The following is a 19,742-nucleotide window of genomic DNA, read 5'->3' as shown; positions in this document are numbered from 1 at the left end:
CCTAATTTTTTAGTTTATGAAACAACTTTTAAAGCTAACCGGATGCTTGGCAGTGGCGGGACTTTTTGCTTCGTGCCAATCCGCGCAACAAGAAGCTGATTACCAAATCATCCCCTTGCCGCAGGAAATCGTTACAGCTCAGGGAAGTCCCTTCATCCTGAAGAGCGGAGTGAAAATCCTTTATCCGGAGGGTAACGAAAAGATGCAACGCAACGCAAAGTTCCTGGCAGACTATCTGAAAACAGCTACCGGAAAAGACTTTGCCATCGAAGCCGGAACAGAAGGCAAGAACGCTATTGTACTGGCATTGGGAGCGGAAGCCGAAAATCCCGAATCCTACCAGTTGAAAGTAGCAGGTGACGGAATCACTATCACCGGTCCTACGGAAGCCGGAGTATTCTACGGAATCCAGTCTTTGCGCAAATCCTTGCCCGTTGCAATGGGTGCGGATATAGCTTTGCCGGCAGTAGAGATAAAGGATGCTCCCCGTTTCTCTTATCGTGGCGCGCACTTCGACACCAGCCGCCATTTCTTTACCGTAGATGAAGTGAAGACATATATTGACATGATGGCTTTACACAATATGAACCGTTTCCACTGGCATATTACTGAAGACCAGGGCTGGCGTTTGGAAATCAAGAAATACCCGAAACTGACGGAAATCGGTTCTAAGAGAACGGAGACAGTCATCGGACGCAATTCCGGCGAATATGACGGCAAACCTTACGGTGGTTTCTACACTCAGGAACAGGCGAAAGACATAGTAGCTTATGCTGCCGAACGTTATATCACGGTTATCCCCGAAATCGACCTGCCGGGACATATGCAGGCTGCTCTTGCCGCTTATCCGGAACTCGGATGTACAGGTGGCCCGTACGAAGTATGGAGACAATGGGGTGTATCCGAAGACGTGCTCTGTGCCGGAAACGACCAGGTATTGAAATTCCTCGAAGACGTATATGCCGAACTGATTGAAATCTTCCCGTCAGAATATATCCATGTAGGTGGTGACGAATGTCCGAAAGTACGTTGGGAGAAATGTCCGAAATGCCAGGCACGTATCAAGGCGCTGGGCTTGAAATCGGATGATAAGCATAGTAAGGAAGAACGCTTGCAGAGCTTCATAATCAACCATATCGAAAAATTCCTCAACGAGCACGGACGTCAGATTATCGGTTGGGATGAAATCCTCGAAGGCGGGCTTGCACCGAACGCGACTGTCATGTCATGGCGTGGCGAAAAGGGTGGTATCGAAGCGGCTAAGCAGAAACATGATGTCATCATGACACCGAACACTTACCTGTATTTCGACTACTACCAGACAAAAGACACGGAGAACGAACCTCTCGGTATTGGTGGTTACCTGCCTCTTGAAAGAGTGTACAGCTACGAGCCGATGCCGGCTTCCCTCACTCCGGAAGAACAGAAATATATCAAAGGCGTGCAGGCTAACCTCTGGACTGAGTACGTTCCTACTTTCTCTCATGCCCAGTATATGGTATTACCCCGTTGGGCTGCCTTGTCCGAAGTCCAGTGGTCGGCTCCCGACAAGAAGAATTATGAAGACTTCCTGTCCCGTCTGCCACGTCTGATTAAGTGGTACGATGCGGAAGGATACAATTACGCCAAACATGTATTCAACGTTACTGCCGAATACACTCCGAACCCGGCAGACGGTACGCTGGACATCACCTTGTCTACTATCGACAATGCGCCTATCCACTATACTTTGGACGGCACGGAACCTACCGCCGCTTCTCCGCTTTATGAAAGCCCGCTGAAAATCAAGGAAAATGTGACCTTCTCTGCCATTGCTGTCCGTCCTACCGGAAACAGCCGTGTGGTTTCTGAAAAGATGAATTTCAGCAAGTCAAGTATGAAGCCGATTGTAGCCAACCAACCTGTCAATAAGCAATACATGTTCAAAGGCGAATCTACACTGGTAGACGGCTTGAAAGGAAACGGCAATTACAAGACCGGGCGTTGGATTGCATTCTACAAGAACGATATGGATATGACTATCGACCTTCAGCAGCCCACCGAGATTTCGAGCGTTGCTATTTCTACTTGCGTGGAGAAGGGCGACTGGGTGTTCGATGCGAGAGGACTCTCCGTAGAAGTTTCGGACGATGGCAAGAACTTTACCAAAGTTGCTTCCGAGGAGTATCCTGTTATGAAAGAAAGCGATAAGAATGGCATCTACGAACATAAACTGTCATTCAGCCCGGTGAAAACTCAATATGTGAAAGTGGTTGCCCTGTCTGAAAGTAAAATACCAGCATGGCATGGTGGCAAAGACAGTCCGGCATTCTTGTTTGTAGACGAAATCACGATAGATTAATGAATATAAAGAATAGATACGCTAAAGTTTGTCTTTTCTTATGGGTATTGGGAATGTGCTTGACCGCACATTCCCTACAAGCACAGTCCGTCATTCCTGTCCCGTTGAAAATGGAGCAGGGGACGGGCTCTTTTTTGCTCTCAGAGAAAACAAAACTTTATACAAACCTACAAGGTGGAGAAGCGCAGCTTCTGGAGAATTGCCTGCAAGCATTGCCAGTTCATCTCAAGAAAGGGAAAAAGAAAGATACACAGAATGTACTTTCTCTATTGATAACGGAAAAGAGCGGGCAGTTGCCTACTCCTGAAAGTTATACGCTGTCCGTCACACCGGAGCGAATCCAGATTCAAGCAACTTCGGGAGCCGGACTCTTCTACGGGATTCAGACACTCTTGCAGCTATCGGTTTCTTCGGGCACGGGCGTCATCACCGTCTCTGCCGTTGAAGTGCAGGATACGCCCCGTTTCGCTTATCGCGGATTGATGCTCGACGTATCCCGCCATTTCTTCACCAAAGAATTTGTGAAAAAACAGATAGACGTACTGGCATACTATAAAATCAACCGTCTGCATCTGCACCTCACGGATGCGGCAGGCTGGCGGATTGAAATCAAGAAATACCCTCTGCTGACAGAATTTGCAGCCTGGCGTACCGATGCCAACTGGAAAAAATGGTGGAATGGCGACCGCAAATACGTCCGTTTCGACGAACCCGGAGCTTCCGGCGGTTACTATACCCAGGATGATATCCGTGAAATTGTAGAATATGCCCGTCAGCATTTTATCACCGTTATTCCGGAGATTGAAATGCCTTCCCACTCGGAAGAGGTATTGGCAGCCTATCCGCAACTCTCTTGTTCGGGTGAACCTTATAAGAATGCGGATTTTTGTGTCGGAAACGAAGAGACATTCACTTTCCTAGAGAATGTACTGACCGAAGTCCTCGAACTTTTCCCTTCCGAATACATTCATATAGGCGGTGACGAAGCCGGTATGGCAGCATGGAAAAACTGCCCGAAATGCCAGAAGAGAATGAAGGACGAGCACCTCTCTCACGTAGACGAACTGCAAAGCTACCTGATTCACCGGATAGAAAAGTTTCTGAACGCCCGCGGCCGTCGTTTGTTGGGCTGGGACGAGATACTTAAAGGCGGTTTGGCTCCTAATGCGACAGTTATGTCGTGGCGTGGCGAAGAAGGCGGCATTGCTGCCGTTACTTCCGGTCACCGGGCTGTCATGACGCCGGGAAGCCACTGTTATCTGGACAGTTATCAGGATGCCCCGTACTCCCAGCCGGAAGCCATCGGCGGATACCTGCCTCTGAAAAAGGTCTATGCTTACAATCCGGTTGCCGCTTCATTGTCGGCGGAACAGGCGAAACTTGTGTATGGCGCACAAGTTAACCTTTTTACAGAATATGTTCCGACTCCCGAGCATGTAGAGTATATGTTATATCCCCGCACATTGGCGTTGGCGGAAGTTGCCTGGTCGGCTCCCGAACGTAAGTCATGGCCGGACTTCCATGCCCGTGCTTTGAAAGCCGTATCGGATTTGCAGGCAAAAGGCTACCATCCTTTCGACCTTAAAAATGAAATCGGTAGCCGCCCGGAATCTACCAAACCTGCCGCTCACCTTGCCTTAGGAAAGAAAGTGATTTACAACACTCCGTACAGCCCCCACTATCCCGCTCAGGGAAACACCGCCTTGACGGATGGCATACGTGGCGACTGGACTTACGGTGACGGTTGTTGGCAAGGCTTTATCGACGGCAAACGTCTGGATGTAACGATTGATATGGAAACCAAAACTTCCATCCACTCCGTTACCGCCGCCTTTATGCAGGTGATAGGCGCAGAAGTATTCCTGCCTGCATCTGTCACGATTTCTATTTCCGACGACGGAAGCAACTTCACAGAGTTGAAACATCAAACCTTTGAAGTAACCAAAGAAGTCCCTATTAAATTCATGGACATCTCTTGGGAAGGAAACGCACAAGGAAGATATGTACGCTATCAGGCACAAGCCGGAAAAGAGTTCGGCGGCTGGATATTTACTGACGAGATAATCGTGAAATAGATATCCGCCCGCATGGTTTCTCCTCCTTCCCGAAGCTACCCTTTATACACAAGTATATATTATTTTTTTATCTTTGCTTGATGTTATTAGAGACAGATCAAATTCGTGATCCTCGGCTTTTGCGACGTTTAAACTTAATTTGCTCTCAGATGGTTGTCCATCAAAGTGCTATAGTGAATCAATTTAGTAAGGAACATAAAGAAAAGATGGGTGCTTATAGATTTTTGAACAATTCCTCAGTCAGTTCTGATGCTATCTTATCAGGTCTGATACAAACTTGCTGTAAGAATGCTTCCGGTCGTAAGCATTTACTGTGTATTCAAGATACCTCGGAGATAAACTATGAGGCTCATGTTGAGCGAATGAAGAAAAAAACAGTCAGTCCCGGCATTGTCGGTCAAAAGCAATGTGGTACTTTTTTGCATCCAGTCTTGGTAGTGGATGCCTCCAGCCATATTCCTATAGGCTTTTCTTCGGTCAAGCAGTGGAATCGCTCACCGGATGCTTTAAGTCGTGAAGAACGTAATTACAGATATCAGCCTATAGAAGAAAAAGAGTCATATCGTTGGATAGAAAGTGGCATGGCTGCCAGTGAGCAAATGCCCCGGGATGCAGTTAAAACGATTATCGGTGACCGTGAAGCGGACATTTTCGAGCTTTTCAGCCGTATCCCTGCTGATAATGTTCACTTGCTGATCCGTTCTGTTCATGAAAGGAATTGCCGGTTGGATAATCCAGACTGTTCTGTCCATCTGAATACATTAATGGATCAGGCTGTTCTACGGGCAGAGTATAGCTTTGAAGTGCTCCCGGGAAGCGGACGTAAGAAACGGATAGCGTGTATGGAACTTCGCTTTGAAAGAGTCACTTTGTGCGCTCCTGTTAACGGTCCGGCAAAGGGCAGTCCCCCTGTTAGTCTTTATTGCATACATGTTAAAGAAAAATCTTCCAGTACACCGATAAATGAGAGTCCTATTGAATGGAGACTGCTAACTACACATGTGGTGGAGACTGTAGAACAAGCAATTGAATGTATCGGTTGGTATCGTTGTAGATGGCTGATTGAAGAGTTGTTCAGAGTACTCAAAAGAAAGGGATTCATGATTGAGGACGCACAGTTGGAAACAGTTTCGGCATTACAAAAACTAATCTTAATTTCCTTGCAGGCAGCCCTGCAGGTGATGGTACTCAAACTTTCTTTTGATAAAGAAGATGAAAACCTCTCTTCAGAAATCTACTTTACAAGCAAAGAAATAGAATTATTACATATAGTAGGAAAAAAGAGTGAGGGAAATACAAAAATACAGCAAAATCCATATAAAAAAGAATCAATGGCATGGGCGGCATGGATTATTGCAAGGTTAGGAGCATGGAGTGCATACAAGAGCCAGTCCATTCCAGGATATATAACCTTTAAGAATGGACTGGATAGATTTTATACACAGTTTGAATTGTATGAGTTAATCAGCTAAGACTTGTGTATAAAGGGTAGCTTCCCGAAGGAGGGGAAGCCATGCGGGCGAACATCTATCGCACTCACATACCCTTATATAAAGCATAAGTGAGCCGCAAAAAATTACAGCTCACTTATTTTTATCTATATATAACAGCAAAAAATCAATCGAAGAAGCTCTTGAACTTCTTGAAAATCTTCTCCTTCACCGAAGTGTTCGGCTTGAAGTTATCCGAAGCATCCATTTTCTCCAGCGTAGCCTTCTCTTCCTTGTTTAGAGCTTCCGGCACGTAAATACTGATATTCACGAGCAAATCCCCCGTTCCATATCCATTCACGTTCGGCAACCCCTTGCCACGAAGGCGAAGCACTTTACCCGGCTGAGTACCCGAATCAATCTTCACTTTCACCTTACCGTCAATCGTCGGAATTTCCACAGCGCCACCCAACGCAGCCATCGGGAAACTCAACAACAGATTGTAAATCAAGTCATTCTCGTCGCGAATCAAGTCCTGATGCGGTTCTTCCTCTACAAGAATCAGCAAATCGCCCGACACGCCATTGTGCTTTCCGGCATTACCCTTGCCGCCCATCGAGAGCTGCATACCTTCTGCCACACCGGCAGGAATTTTCACCGTCACCACTTCTTCACCGTAAATGATTCCGTCGCCGCCACACTTCTTACACTTGTTCTTGATAATCTTACCTTCACCGTTACAAGTAGAACAAGTGACACGCGTCTGCATAGTGCCCAGAATCGTCTGTTGGTTGCGAATCACCGAGCCGCTACCCTTACAAGTAGGACACGTTTCCGAACCGCCGTCACCCTCGGCACCCGAACCGTGGCAATGGTCGCACGGCACATATTTCTTGAGCTTGAACTTCTTTTCCACCCCTTCGGAGATTTCCTTCAAAGTCAGTTTCACTTTCACGCGAAGGTCACTACCGCGATACCGGCGTTGTTGTGAACCGCCGCCACCGCCACCGAATCCGCCAAAACCGCTGAATCCGCCGCCGAAGCCACCGCCACGACCACCGAAAATATCACCGAACATAGAGAAAATGTCATCCATCGACATACCTTCGCCACCGAAACCGCCGAACGGCCCGCCATTGCCTGCCGCACCGCTCACACCCGCATGACCGAACTGGTCATAACGCGAACGCTTATCCGGATTACTCAATACGTCATAAGCCTCGGCCGCTTCCTTGAACTTCTCTTCCGCTTCTTTATCCCCCGGATTCTTGTCAGGGTGATACTGAATCGCTTTCTTGCGGTAAGCCTTTTTAATTTCTTCTGCTGTGGCGGTCTTCGTCACTCCCAGTATTTCGTAATAATCTCTTTTTTCTGCCATGCTTCTTTGTCAATTACAAATTAATCTTATTCCCCTACCACTACTTTAGCGTGTCGCAACACCTTGTCATTCAATGTATATCCCGTCTGCACACAATCCAGAATCTTGCCCTTCTGTGCTTCCGACGGTGCAGGAATTACTGCGATGGCTTCGTGATAATCCGTATCCAACGGCTGGTCTTTCGTATCGATGACCTTCACCCCGTTTTGTGCCAACACAGCCAGGAATTTGTTGTAAATCAGCTCGATGCCCTCTTTCACGGCATTCACGTCCGTTGCCGTCTCCATCGTCTTGATGGCACGTTCGAAGTCATCCACTACCGGAAGAATACTGCTCAGGCTCTTTTCGCCGCCGTTCAGAATCAGTTCGGCTTTCTCCTTCATGGTGCGTTTGCGGTAATTGTCGAACTCGGCAGACAGGCGCAGATACTTGTCCTTCTGCTCCTCAATCGTCTCCTGAGCCTTTCCCAACTCCTGCTCGAGCTCTTCCTCGTGCGTCAGCGGAGCCGCGTCCTCAGCCTGTTCGTTCTGCGGTTGTTCTTCCGCACCATTGTTCAGAATGTCTTCCACATTCATCTCTTCTTCCTTCACCTTTTTTTCTTTCGGATTCATATCTTTTTTTATTTTTTATTCGTAATATCAATTTCCCAAGCAAAAACTTTGCCAAGTTGGCGTTTTTGCCAAAAATGCTGCAAAGGTAACACTTTTATGTCAGATTGGCACATACCGGATAGCTCATAATTCATTTTAATTGCCTACCTTTGCAACTTCAAAGCGAAAAAGTTTAAAGTTAAATAGAAAAAGGTAAGATGATTACAGTTTCAAACGTATCGGTACAGTTTGGTAAAAGAGTGTTGTTTAATGACGTAAACCTGAAGTTTACGAGTGGTAATTGTTATGGTATTATCGGTGCGAACGGTGCGGGAAAATCTACATTCCTCCGTACGATATACGGGGATTTGGACCCTACTACCGGTTCGATTGCCCTGGGACCGGGCGAACGCCTCTCCGTATTGAGCCAGGACCACTTCAAGTGGGACGCCTTTACCGTGATGGATACCGTAATGATGGGGCATACCGTGTTGTGGGACATAATGAAACAGCGCGAAGTATTGTATGCCAAAGAAGACTTCACAGACGAAGACGGACTGAAAGTATCCGAACTCGAAGAAAGATTTGCCGAGCTGGACGGATGGAATGCGGAAAGTGACGCAGCCATGCTGTTGAGCGGACTGGGCATTAAGGAAGACAAGCATTACACATTGATGGGTGAATTGAGCGGTAAAGAAAAGGTACGTGTGATGTTGGCACAAGCCTTGTACGGGAATCCGGACAACCTGCTGCTGGACGAGCCTACCAATGACCTCGATATGGAAACAGTGACTTGGCTGGAAGAATATCTCTCCAACTTCGAACACACCGTGCTCGTAGTAAGCCACGACCGTCACTTCCTCGACTCCGTATGTACGCATACGGTGGACATCGACTACGGAAAAATCAACATGTTTGCCGGTAACTATAGCTTCTGGTACGAATCAAGCCAGTTGGCACTCCGCCAGCAGCAGAACCAGAAGGCGAAGGCTGAAGAGAAGAAGAAAGAACTGGAAGAGTTCATCCGCCGATTCAGTGCCAACGTAGCGAAGAGCAAGCAGACTACAAGCCGCAAGAAGATGCTTGAGAAGTTGAACGTAGAAGAAATCAAACCCTCTTCACGCAAATATCCGGGTATCATCTTCACTCCCGAACGCGAACCGGGCAACCAGATTCTGGAAGTCTCCGGACTGAGCAAGAAGACGGAAGAAGGCGTAGTGCTCTTCAACGATGTCAACTTCAACGTAGAGAAAGGCGACAAAATTGTATTCCTTTCACGCAACCCGCGTGCGATGACTGCCTTTTTCGAAATCATCAACGGAAACATGAAGCCGGATGCCGGAACCTTCAACTGGGGCGTGACTATCACCACCGCTTATCTTCCGTTGGACAACACCGACTTCTTCAACACCGACCTCAACCTCGTAGACTGGCTCAGCCAGTTCGGCGAAGGCAACGAAGTATATATGAAAGGCTTCCTCGGCCGTATGCTGTTCTCCGGCGAAGAAGTGCTGAAGAAAGTAAGCGTACTCTCCGGTGGCGAGAAGATGCGTTGTATGATTGCCCGCATGCAGCTCCGCAACGCCAACTGTCTGATTCTGGATACTCCTACCAACCACTTGGATTTGGAATCTATCCAGGCATTCAACAACAACCTGAAGACGTACAAGGGAAATATCCTCTTCTCTTCCCATGACCACGAATTCATCCAGACCGTTGCCAACCGCATCATCGAACTGACTCCGAACGGCATCATCGACAAGATGATGGAATATGACGAATATATCACGTCAGACCACATCAAGGAACTGAGAGCGAAGATGTACGGTGACAAATAATCACGCTAACGCTTAGCCATAGCCATAAAACTAAGGCGCGGATTACGTGGATAACACGATAACTAATCATTTTTGATTAACAAAAACCGTGAAATCCGCGTAATCCGCGCCTAATTTTTTATTTAGCAATCCGTGCCTGATTTTTATTGATAAGCCCCACTCACACATTTCATGTGATTAAGTCTCCCTGTACTTCTCATGTGATAAGTTTCCCTATACCTCTCGTGTGATTAAGTCTTCCTATATCTCTACTTCTTCCGTCAGCGCCAATTCCCAACTGCGCCATACAACAGTTATCAGTTTCAGTCCCCCTTTCTCCCGAGCTTCCACCACACATTCATCCCCGCTATAACGAACCAACTGCTCCCGCGCATCATCGGCAAGTGCCCTGATTTCCTTATCCGACGCACCGGCTTTCGCATACTTCACTTCCAGCAGATAAGTGTACGGCGGCATTACGGGTACTGCCGGACTGGGTTTAAAGAAGAAATCGGCAAAACCTTTGTTCATCTCATATTCCGGATACAGTTGATAATAGCGGAACATACTCAGATAGGCGAGAAGAAAGCCCTTGATATGTGCTTCTCCTTCTATATACTCGCGGATGCGGCTCTGCTCGCGGATAGCTCCGGCAACAAATTCGAACAACGGCTTCCAATCTCCCTTGAAAGACATATTCTCAAACAAGGAGAACAGACGGTTCACGTCGAGCTTGAAGACATCATGGCGGGCATATCCCTGAATCAGGAAATTGAATAACTGTTCGCGAACCACCAGGTTGGGAACGTGCAGGATGGGGCGTCCCATCATATCCACGCCTTTGATAGAAAGCAGTCCGAAATAGAACAGCAGAGATTTGAAGTTGCTCACGTCCGTCATTTCCAATGCAGAGAAATGAGTGACGATATCAGTCACTATCTCTCCCTTTTCCGCAATCTCCTTGATGACGGAGAAATTCTCTCCCAGTCCGTGGTCAAGGCGGACAAGGTAAGCCAGCTTGTTAAAGTCCGTACGAATATTGGGGTCTACAATCTCGTCCGGTTTAACTCCGTGCAATATCAACGACTTCATACAGTAGAGCACCATGTCCGAGTTGAACATGCAATCCGCCAATTTGTTTCTGCTAAAGCAATAATTGTTATAATTCGGCTTCATCATTGCCACCGCGTCATCTACCGACAAAGGCAAAGCCCCTTGCTCTTTGTAATACGTCAGCATCTCGCGTAGTTCCTTCTCGCTGAAACCAACAAGGTCGTTAAACCAAGGGTCGGTAGTGATGTTCGTTCCGATGTTGAATCCGCTTGTCACGTCGTCCATCGTCACCGGGCTTACTCCGGTGATGAACAAACGGTTGACGGCAGAGCCCATGCCCGTTGTGGCGGCTTTGATGACGTTGAAAAAACGGCGGATGTATCCTTCGCCATGCGTCGCTTTCCGGTAAAGGTCCGTGCCGTAAGTTGAAAGAATGGTATTCGTGAAATTATCGTATTCATCAATCAGGAGATAAATCTTGATATCTCCCTTGAGAGTGGCGTACGAATTGATGGTGGACAATAATGCTCCCGGTTCTTCGAGCGTCTCCTCATTCAGCACGTCCCAGATTTCCTTTCCCAATATATGCTCGTACTTTTGCAGAAAATGTCTGAGTTTCCCGCAGCAATGCAACCGGAAAGATTCTTCCACCTCATTGATATTCGAACTCACCTCAGAGAAATTGAATCTCATGATGAGAAACTGGTTATGTATCGGTGTGGGGTGCTTCCCGATATACAGATTGCCGAACAATTCGTCGAACTGGTCGGCATACCGGACATCATAATAGGCTTCCAGCATAGCCAGCGTAAGGCTTTTTCCGAAACGTCGGGGACGAATCAGAAACAGGTAAGACGGTTGCATTTCTATCTTTTCGATAAACATCGTCTTATCCACATAATAATAGTTTTCTTTCTGGATGCGTCCGAAGTCCGTCAATCCGTATGGTATTTGCTTCAGCATATTGCGATTCCTTTCTTTATCAGAGATTCATAATTGAAGCAAATATACGGAAAAAGAATGAATTAATAAGCCAACTTTGTGCAATTTCCTGGGTAATCGCACAAAGAATGGATTCTTACGATGCACCCCATTGCTTCTTGTGCCCCGTCCTATTGCTTCTTATGATGCATCCCATTGCTTCTTACGGTGTGCCCCATTGCTTCTTATGTCATTTCCCGTCTCTTTTCGTTCCGGTTTCGGCTTGTCACAGCTCCAGTTTGTTTTGAACAGGGGGTAGCGGCAGTGTAGCGTTTTGCTTGCGTTCATCCTGTGTGTATTCCACCACACAATATTCGGTGATGCCGTTCAGAGTCTTGCGGCTGAGGAAATGGTGGTTTTCGAGTACGGCGGTGAGCGTTTGTTTCGCTTGCGAGTTCGACTGTATGCGTCCGTTCAGGCTCAGTATGGAGAGCAGATACGTGGCGGGATACCATTGAGCTTTCAGATCGCCTCCTTTTGCAGGGCGGAAGTAGAAGAAAAGGCTTTCTTCCACCGGATCCTTCTGGCGGAATTCCTCGTTGCGTTGGTTGAGATAGGTCACTTCTTCGTTCTCGTACCAGTAGTGGAACCCCTGTCGGTAGAGTGCGAGCGCTTGTGCATATATCCCTTGGTGGTCGACAGGCGTACGGTAATCGACGTCGGTGATGCTATTGAAGAGGATACGCCGGTTTTCGCCGATGTCCGGCAGGCATTGCGGATTGTTGGTGCTTGCCACGAACGAGGCGCGGCGGACGAAACTGTAGGTCTGTATGTCGAACGCTTTCCGTTCCGTGATGACATCCTGTGTGATGAGACTCTTCAGCTCTTGCATGCGTGAGGGGGAAAGTGTGTCAAACTCATCGAGATTGATGAGCAGGCACGACGAGAGTTGCAGCAAATGGTCTTTGTTGTCGGGATTGATCATGTTGCTGCGGTAGTAATCCTTCAGTTTGGGCGGTAGGAGGTGGCGGATGAAGGTACTTTTCCCTTTTCCCTGTGCGCCGTGGAGGAGGAGTAGCTGGTGGTTTTGCTTGTCGTCGTCGATGGCACATGCCACCATTCCCACGAGCCAGCGCCGGAAGCTGTCGTCGAAAAACTGCTGGTCGGTGGCATGCACGCGGCGTGACAGTATCCCGATATGGTCTGTTTTCCCGTCCCACGGGTCAAGCGAGTTGAAGTAGTGGAGGATGGGGTTGAAGGGTTGCGCATAGTCAGAGTCGACGAGTGCCCGCAGGGCGGTGGTTGAGCAGGAGATGCCATCCAGCTGGGCGTTGACATAGAACGTGTTGATGTCCTTGGCGCGCAGGGTGGTGAAAGGTTGCGGTGGTGTGTTGGGGGCATCGGGCGTGATGCGTCGGAATTCGAGTTGCTCCTTCACTACGTTGCGTTGAATCTCATAGTGCGTGTCCATGAACCGGATGAGCTGGTTGATGCGCGGCTCTTTGGGGTGCTCTTCAGCGTTGTCGGTCTTGGAGGTGTATCGATAGGCATTGCGAAGAGGTGTGGCGAAGTCGAATCCGCCGAGGTCGGTAAAATGTTTGCCGGTGAGTGCCAGCGCTTCCTGTTCGGTGATGTGGCGTTGGTAACACTGGTTGCCCAGGCAGTAGAAATAATTGTCGCGGTTGCCCTCCGCCAGTCGTTCCTTGCGGCGGGTGTAGTCCATTGCTTTGCGGAAGTCGAGTTGCACTTGCAGGTCGATGATGGAGGAGGCATCCGTAGCATCGTGTGCGGTGTTGTCCGTGACGTCGGAGGGCGGGGTGGAGACAGACTTGCGCTTGGTGCTTTTGCATGCTTCGCGGGTGGGGAGAGTCACCATCACGGTGAGCGGTCGTACAGCTGCCAGCCGTTCGTCGGAGAGGAACGCCTCGGGGTCGTATGATACGAAAAAGCCGCGTCCGATGTCGCTTCCGCTGCTGTCCACCTTCGTGCCGAGCAGCTGTTCGTATTGTCGGCAGGCGAGGGTATACATGCGGTGGTGGTAGATGTTGAGGGTGGCGAAATCAATGGTTCCGCGTGCGTTCAGTTCGGTGCGCAGGGCTTCGGCTTCCCGTCCTTTGAGGTAGACGAAGATTTTCAGTCCATGCATGCGCGGACTGGTGAAGCTGCCTATCGTGTCGGGGCATTCGTTTGTCAGGCGGCGGAATTCCGGCAAGCGTTCGGCAGGCATCTCGTCACAGTCGAGCGTGATGATATCCTGATAGGTGGCAAGGCTGCAGGCGAGTCTCTCAGTGGAGTATGTGGCGGTGACGGTGTGATAGGGCAGTTGCCGCTTCATGCGGTCGGCCTTGTCGTTCTCACCGGTTTCCGTGGCGAGACGCAGGCGTTGGATACGTTCGCGATAGGTGTTGCTGCGGATGAGCTCGAACAGTTGTTTGATACTGATACTTCCGGATACGGCTGATAGTCCCTTGTACGTAGTGACATTAATCGTGTTCATAAATAAGTGTTTTTTTATTCTGTTTTTTTGATATGCTGCAAAGGAACGGCTTTGGGCTGGAATAAAAAAACGGATTTTAGAAGCCTAAAACCCGTTTTTTAACATATTTTCCGTTCTTTGCCGTTTGATGTTCATCCTGTGCTTGCTTGATGCTTGTCCAGTGCTTGCTTGATGTTCAATCGGCATTCCGCAAATGGTTGATAACCAGTTATTCGAACAGGAGTCTTTTCAGTTTTTGTATCTCAAAATCGATTTCATCCACACTGAGTGATTCTTCCGAATTCTCGTTTTTCCTGAAGTCGAAAGAGAGCCAAAGTATCTGTGCGAAGAACTTCGGTCCTTTGTGATAATGTAAAAGGGAGTTGTAGCAGAGCTTTGCAAAGGGCATTATATACTGTTTCCGTTCGGCGGGCAGCACGACGATGCGATGCGTGTATAGGTGATCGACGGTGTTGAGTACTTGTGTGACAAGTAGGTCGGTGGTGGGAAATGCTTCCTTGTCGAGTGTCACAGCTTGCTTGTTCTGATAGATAAATCCTTTGGTAAAAAGTCCTTTTTAGACATAATTTTAACAGTTTTAGATGAGTAATAAAATTCGTTTTTTTTGAAAAAAAGCACAAAAGTGTATTTTTTTGACGATATTTCATCACAATCCAAGGATTATTTGCAGTAGAATCTCTGTTGAACGGCAGTTCGATGTAAAAGAGTTCGATATAAAAGAGTTCGATGTAAAGGAGCTTGATGTAAGCCTGTACTTTTCGATTCTCCTCCTTCAGGAAGCTACCCTTTATACACAAGTATATATTATTTTTTTATCTTTGCTTGATGTTATTAGAGACAGATCAAATTCGTGATCCTCGGCTTTTGCGACGTTTAAACTTAATTTGCTCTCAGATGGTTGTCCATCAAAGTGCTATAGTGAATCAATTTAGTAAGGAACATAAAGAAAAGATGGGTGCTTATAGATTTTTGAACAATTCCTCAGTCAGTTCTGATGCTATCTTATCAGGTCTGATACAAACTTGCTGTAAGAATGCTTCCGGTCGTAAGCATTTACTGTGTATTCAAGATACCTCGGAGATAAACTATGAGGCTCATGTTGAGCGAATGAAGAAAAAAACAGTCAGTCCCGGCATTGTCGGTCAAAAGCAATGTGGTACTTTTTTGCATCCAGTCTTGGTAGTGGATGCCTCCAGCCATATTCCTATAGGCTTTTCTTCGGTCAAGCAGTGGAATCGCTCACCGGATGCTTTAAGTCGTGAAGAACGTAATTACAGATATCAGCCTATAGAAGAAAAAGAGTCATATCGTTGGATAGAAAGTGGCATGGCTGCCAGTGAGCAAATGCCCCGGGATGCAGTTAAAACGATTATCGGTGACCGTGAAGCGGACATTTTCGAGCTTTTCAGCCGTATCCCTGCTGATAATGTTCACTTGCTGATCCGTTCTGTTCATGAAAGGAATTGCCGGTTGGATAATCCAGACTGTTCTGTCCATCTGAATACATTAATGGATCAGGCTGTTCTACGGGCAGAGTATAGCTTTGAAGTGCTCCCGGGAAGCGGACGTAAGAAACGGATAGCGTGTATGGAACTTCGCTTTGAAAGAGTCACTTTGTGCGCTCCTGTTAACGGTCCGGCAAAGGGCAGTCCCCCTGTTAGTCTTTATTGCATACATGTTAAAGAAAAATCTTCCAGTACACCGATAAATGAGAGTCCTATTGAATGGAGACTGCTAACTACACATGTGGTGGAGACTGTAGAACAAGCAATTGAATGTATCGGTTGGTATCGTTGTAGATGGCTGATTGAAGAGTTGTTCAGAGTACTCAAAAGAAAGGGATTCATGATTGAGGACGCACAGTTGGAAACAGTTTCGGCATTACAAAAACTAATCTTAATTTCCTTGCAGGCAGCCCTGCAGGTGATGGTACTCAAACTTTCTTTTGATAAAGAAGATGAAAACCTCTCTTCAGAAATCTACTTTACAAGCAAAGAAATAGAATTATTACATATAGTAGGAAAAAAGAGTGAGGGAAATACAAAAATACAGCAAAATCCATATAAAAAAGAATCAATGGCATGGGCGGCATGGATTATTGCAAGGTTAGGAGCATGGAGTGCATACAAGAGCCAGTCCATTCCAGGATATATAACTTTTAAGAATGGACTGGATAGATTTTATACACAGTTTGAATTGTATGAGTTAATCAGCTAAGACTTGTGTATAAAGGGTAGCTTCAGGAAGGAGGAGTCCCCGTAGGGGGAGGTGGTAGGTAAATACATAAGTCTATCATCTACAGTAAGATAGAAAGAACCTCGTTTGTCCTACCACCCCGTCCTTCGGACACCCCTCCTTCCCGAAGAAGGGGAAACCATGCGGACGAAATTATATCGAACTTACATTATTTAAGTCATATATATTATGTATATAATTTTTAGAAGAAGCAGGGGGGAGAATTTCAGGAGGTAGCGGACCACCACCTGAAATTCTCCCCCCACATGGGATTATAAATAAGAAAATATCGCGCGCGTGCGTATATAATAATGTGTGTACGTAATAGTCTGCGTATATGATAGCGTGATTCAGGGTGTGTCAAGGTATTGCACGATGATTCCCACCTGTCTTTTGCTGTATGCCTGTTCGTTTTTCCCTTCGTTTCCCTCATCGTATAGCCGATGGTATAGTTCGGGGTTGCGGTGTATCCATTTTCGCATTTTCCGCAGTGCAGCTTCGGGCGAAAGGTGTGGAGCATAGAGTTGTGCGAGTTCTGTTTTTAGATAGACCCGTATTTGAAAATCTTCTTGTCTTTTTTCCATGATGCTTATTTTTGGAGGGTGTGTCTCCCCTTGTTATTTCCTTGTAAAGATATGAAATTATTCGGACAATGACAAGCAATCTTCCCTCTTTTCTTTCTCTCCTGCAAGAACATACCTCTCCTGCAAGAATGTACCTCTCTTGCAAGGACGTGCCTTTTGTGAAAGAGTGTGCCTTTTGTGCAAATGGATGTCTCTTTGTGTGTGCAAGTACGCCTTTCTGCGTCTTTCTATGTCAAAGTAATAATCTGTATTTCCTGCTTCGTACCGGTATGTACCGTTACGACATCCCATCAGCATCAGTTTCCCGACCTTTGTCGTGTTCTCGGAAAGATAGGCGGGAAAGACGTCGCCAGGCTCTCCTTCGCGAGGACAACGAGAGAAAAAACAATCATTTTATTCAGTCATTTAAAAAACAAGAAACGTATGTCTATTACATTTAAAAAGATTTTACGAAAATCTCCGTTCGACAAGGACAGCGCGGGCAAATACTACCCGCATCTTATCACGTGGGGAAAACCCGCTACGTTGGACACCATTGCCGTCCAGATGAAGGACAAGACTTCGCTCAGCTTGGGCGACATAAAGAGTGTGTTGACCACCTTCGTTGAAGTGATGCTTCACGAACTCTACCACGGTCATTCGGTGAATATCGAGAATTTCGGTGTGTTCAGCCTCTCCGCCACCACCATAGGCACTGAGTTGAAGAAGGACTGCCTGCCCGAAAACATCCGCACGGTGCGCATCAACTTCCGCGCCTCGAGCAGCGTGCGTCCCAACCTTGCCGCTACCCGTGCGGAAGGCAAGATGGACTTTGTCGACCTCGAGCAGCAGCTCAAGTCATTGTCGGCGGACGCTGGAGGAGAAGACGATAATGAGGGAGGCGAGACGCCCGACCCCACTCCGGGTGGAGATGACGGTGATGAAACTCCGGATCCGGCAGCATAAACAGACCGATAAGCGATAACCGGTCATTGGACGATCAGTAATCAGCTACAGAATTATCAGTAATCAGCTACAGAATTATCGGTAATCAACCATTAAACTATCAGCTACATCATGAGAAAGATAAACTTAATCGTTATCCACTGTTCCGCTACGCGTGCCGACCGTTCGCTCACCGCAGGCGACTTGGAGCAGCAGCACCGCCGCCGCGGCTTCAACGGGACAGGATACCACTATTACATCCGCAAGGATGGAACGTTGCACCTCACCCGGTTGCTGGAACGCGTCGGAGCCCACGCTAAAGGCTTCAACGCTCACTCGATAGGTATCTGCTATGAAGGTGGTCTGGACTGCCGGGGACGCCCGGCAGACATCCGGACTCCGGCACAGCGTTCCACGCTCCGGCAGCTCGTCGGGCAGTTGCAGGAGAGATTCCCCGGTTGCCGGGTGTGCGGACACCGCGACCTCTCGCCGGACCGCAACGGAAACGGTGAGATAGAACCGGAAGAGTGGATTAAACAGTGCCCGTGTTTCGATGTGGCGAAGGAATTCAAGGATTCCGGAGCATTCACGGCACAGACGGAGGACACGGAAGGACACAGAGTAAAACAACTATTTAAAGAAACAGAAAGGAGGTAAATTATGGCAATGAAGAAATCCGTATGGGATATGATCCTGAAAGTGGTTATCGCAATGGCTTCGGCTTTGGCTGGCGTTTTGGGCGCTAATGCGATGAATCTGTAAAAATGTGCCCCGCTCTGCGGTGCGGGCGACATGAGACTATGAGGATTGTGGCATTATGTCAATGATATGGTGCCACAATCATTCTTATACGTCTTATAAATTAAGCTGCTACATTCAATATAATGTTTTAATCCATTGATATGATGAGAAAAATTATCTTTTTTTTATTCATATGTGCATATGCAACATCATTTGCACAATATACTCATAATTTTGAGTATCCGACTCCGCTATCAGAAACAGTTCGATAGATGCATTCCATATCACCAATGATGACGGTACGAGATATGATTTTTCCGAATGTTTGGGAAATTCATGGTATCTTCATCAAATAACTGCGCCCACTGGAAAGCATTCTATTTCGTTCAGTTACAACAAAGAGCCTTTGCGGTACGAGTTGGTCCAACAACTGGACTATATTGGAGTAGACGAAATGGCTCGTTTTATAACGGACGGTGTCGGTGTTCCTTGCTACAACGGAAATATCAGTAGCATGACATGGAAGACAGGAGACTCTTCAGCTGATAAAGGTTATAAGTATTCCTATGACGGGCTGTCACGCTTGACGGATGCGGTATATGGCGAAGGAACGTCATTGTCCGCTAATGCGGACCGGTTCAATGAACAAGTGACAGGTTATGATAAGAACGGGAATATCACAGGTTTGCTGCGTTACGGACAAACCGATGCTTCTACTTATGGCTTGATAGACAACTTGAACCTGGCGTATGAGGGTAACCAATTGCAGTCGGTGTATGATAATGCTACTCTTTCTGCTGCACTTTCCGGGATGGAATTCAAAGATGGCGCTGATTCGTCGACAGAATACATTTATGATGTAAATGGCAATCTAACGAAAGATTTAAATAAGAATATCATTGATATTCAATATAATTGTTTAAATTTACCGAGTCGAATCGAGTTTGAAAACGGGAATGACATTTCTTTCTCGTATGCTGCGGACGGAACGAAGCTCCGCACCACGTATGTGATAGGAAAGGATGCTACCGTGACGGACTATTGCGGCAATGTGGTCTATGAAAATGGTGTTCCGAAGATGTTGTTGACCGAAGCGGGATATGTATCACTTGATGATAATAAGTATCATTACTTCATTCAGGACTATCAGGGCAAC

14 protein-coding genes and 1 pseudogene are annotated in these 19,742 nt (G+C 47.2%); 9 read left to right on the top strand and 6 right to left on the bottom strand.

Annotated elements, in window-relative coordinates; genetic code table 11:
- Positions 1 to 16: 16 nt before the first annotated feature.
- From CLIN57ABFB40_RS08125 to CLIN57ABFB40_RS08115, 3 genes are all read left to right on the top strand, one after another.
- The gene (locus CLIN57ABFB40_RS08125; protein ID WP_175629618.1) at positions 17 to 2,341 is read left to right on the top strand and encodes a glycoside hydrolase family 20 protein; all 2,325 of its coding nucleotides are present in this window, start codon (positions 17 to 19) and stop codon (positions 2,339 to 2,341) included.
- Positions 2,341 to 4,416, top strand: a complete 2,076-nt coding sequence (locus tag CLIN57ABFB40_RS08120) for a family 20 glycosylhydrolase (RefSeq protein ID WP_175629617.1) — start codon at positions 2,341 to 2,343, stop codon at positions 4,414 to 4,416. The genes CLIN57ABFB40_RS08125 and CLIN57ABFB40_RS08120 overlap by 1 nt, the downstream gene beginning before the upstream one ends.
- Before the next feature lie 80 nt (positions 4,417 to 4,496).
- Positions 4,497 to 5,888, top strand: a complete 1,392-nt coding sequence (locus tag CLIN57ABFB40_RS08115; protein WP_262886940.1) for an IS4 family transposase — start codon at positions 4,497 to 4,499, stop codon at positions 5,886 to 5,888.
- Positions 5,889 to 6,033: 145 nt separating this feature from the next.
- Here the strand turns inward: CLIN57ABFB40_RS08115 and dnaJ are convergent, their stop codons facing one another.
- Positions 6,034 to 7,224, bottom strand: coding sequence for a molecular chaperone DnaJ (gene dnaJ, locus CLIN57ABFB40_RS08110; RefSeq protein WP_175629616.1), 1,191 nt, complete (start codon positions 7,222 to 7,224; stop codon positions 6,034 to 6,036).
- A gap of 26 nt (positions 7,225 to 7,250) precedes the next feature.
- The gene (locus tag CLIN57ABFB40_RS08105) at positions 7,251 to 7,835 is read right to left on the bottom strand and encodes a nucleotide exchange factor GrpE (RefSeq protein ID WP_175629615.1); all 585 of its coding nucleotides are present in this window, start codon (positions 7,833 to 7,835) and stop codon (positions 7,251 to 7,253) included.
- A 197-nt stretch (positions 7,836 to 8,032) separates the two neighbouring features.
- Between CLIN57ABFB40_RS08105 and CLIN57ABFB40_RS08100 the strand changes: the two genes are divergently transcribed.
- Complete coding sequence (locus CLIN57ABFB40_RS08100) at positions 8,033 to 9,652, top strand: ABC-F family ATP-binding cassette domain-containing protein (protein WP_175629614.1); 1,620 nt, start codon at positions 8,033 to 8,035, stop codon at positions 9,650 to 9,652.
- Positions 9,653 to 9,892: 240 nt separating this feature from the next.
- Here the strand turns inward: CLIN57ABFB40_RS08100 and CLIN57ABFB40_RS08095 are convergent, their stop codons facing one another.
- The 3 genes from CLIN57ABFB40_RS08095 to CLIN57ABFB40_RS08085 form a co-directional block, all read right to left on the bottom strand.
- Positions 9,893 to 11,647 carry an ATP-binding protein gene (locus CLIN57ABFB40_RS08095; RefSeq protein WP_175629613.1) on the bottom strand — a complete coding sequence of 585 codons (1,755 nt, stop codon included), beginning with the start codon at positions 11,645 to 11,647 and terminating at the stop codon, positions 9,893 to 9,895.
- Positions 11,648 to 11,891: 244 nt separating this feature from the next.
- A complete protein-coding gene (locus CLIN57ABFB40_RS08090; RefSeq protein WP_175629612.1) occupies positions 11,892 to 14,102 on the bottom strand; it encodes a VapE domain-containing protein in 2,211 nt (736 codons plus the stop codon).
- 208 nt (positions 14,103 to 14,310) lie between these two features.
- Positions 14,311 to 14,613 carry a hypothetical protein gene (locus CLIN57ABFB40_RS08085; RefSeq protein ID WP_175628352.1) on the bottom strand — a complete coding sequence of 101 codons (303 nt, stop codon included), beginning with the start codon at positions 14,611 to 14,613 and terminating at the stop codon, positions 14,311 to 14,313.
- 314 nt (positions 14,614 to 14,927) lie between these two features.
- On the opposite strand from CLIN57ABFB40_RS08085, the gene CLIN57ABFB40_RS08080 reads away from it, so the two are divergent.
- On the top strand, positions 14,928 to 16,319 hold the full coding sequence (locus CLIN57ABFB40_RS08080) for an IS4 family transposase (RefSeq protein WP_262886940.1): 1,392 nt from the start codon (positions 14,928 to 14,930) through the stop codon (positions 16,317 to 16,319).
- 368 nt (positions 16,320 to 16,687) lie between these two features.
- On the opposite strand, the gene CLIN57ABFB40_RS08075 is transcribed toward CLIN57ABFB40_RS08080, so the two are convergent.
- Positions 16,688 to 16,921, bottom strand: a complete 234-nt coding sequence (locus CLIN57ABFB40_RS08075) for a DUF4248 domain-containing protein (RefSeq protein WP_175629611.1) — start codon at positions 16,919 to 16,921, stop codon at positions 16,688 to 16,690.
- A 423-nt stretch (positions 16,922 to 17,344) separates the two neighbouring features.
- On the opposite strand from CLIN57ABFB40_RS08075, the gene CLIN57ABFB40_RS08070 reads away from it, so the two are divergent.
- The 4 genes and pseudogenes from CLIN57ABFB40_RS08070 to CLIN57ABFB40_RS08055 form a co-directional block, all read left to right on the top strand.
- Positions 17,345 to 17,866, top strand: a complete 522-nt coding sequence (locus tag CLIN57ABFB40_RS08070; protein WP_175630358.1) for an HU family DNA-binding protein — start codon at positions 17,345 to 17,347, stop codon at positions 17,864 to 17,866.
- Between the two features lie 111 nt (positions 17,867 to 17,977).
- Positions 17,978 to 18,502 carry an N-acetylmuramoyl-L-alanine amidase gene (locus tag CLIN57ABFB40_RS08065; RefSeq protein WP_254871722.1) on the top strand — a complete coding sequence of 175 codons (525 nt, stop codon included), beginning with the start codon at positions 17,978 to 17,980 and terminating at the stop codon, positions 18,500 to 18,502.
- A 9-nt stretch (positions 18,503 to 18,511) separates the two neighbouring features.
- Positions 18,512 to 18,607 carry a smalltalk protein gene (locus tag CLIN57ABFB40_RS08060; RefSeq protein WP_175630357.1) on the top strand — a complete coding sequence of 32 codons (96 nt, stop codon included), beginning with the start codon at positions 18,512 to 18,514 and terminating at the stop codon, positions 18,605 to 18,607.
- 451 nt (positions 18,608 to 19,058) lie between these two features.
- Positions 19,059 to 19,742 (top strand): annotated as a pseudogene (locus CLIN57ABFB40_RS08055) (RHS repeat-associated core domain-containing protein); the annotation flags it as partial.

Source organism: Bacteroides acidifaciens (assembly GCF_903181435.1).
Lineage (GTDB): Bacteria > Bacteroidota > Bacteroidia > Bacteroidales > Bacteroidaceae > Bacteroides.
This window is presented reverse-complemented; position numbering and strand designations above follow the sequence as displayed.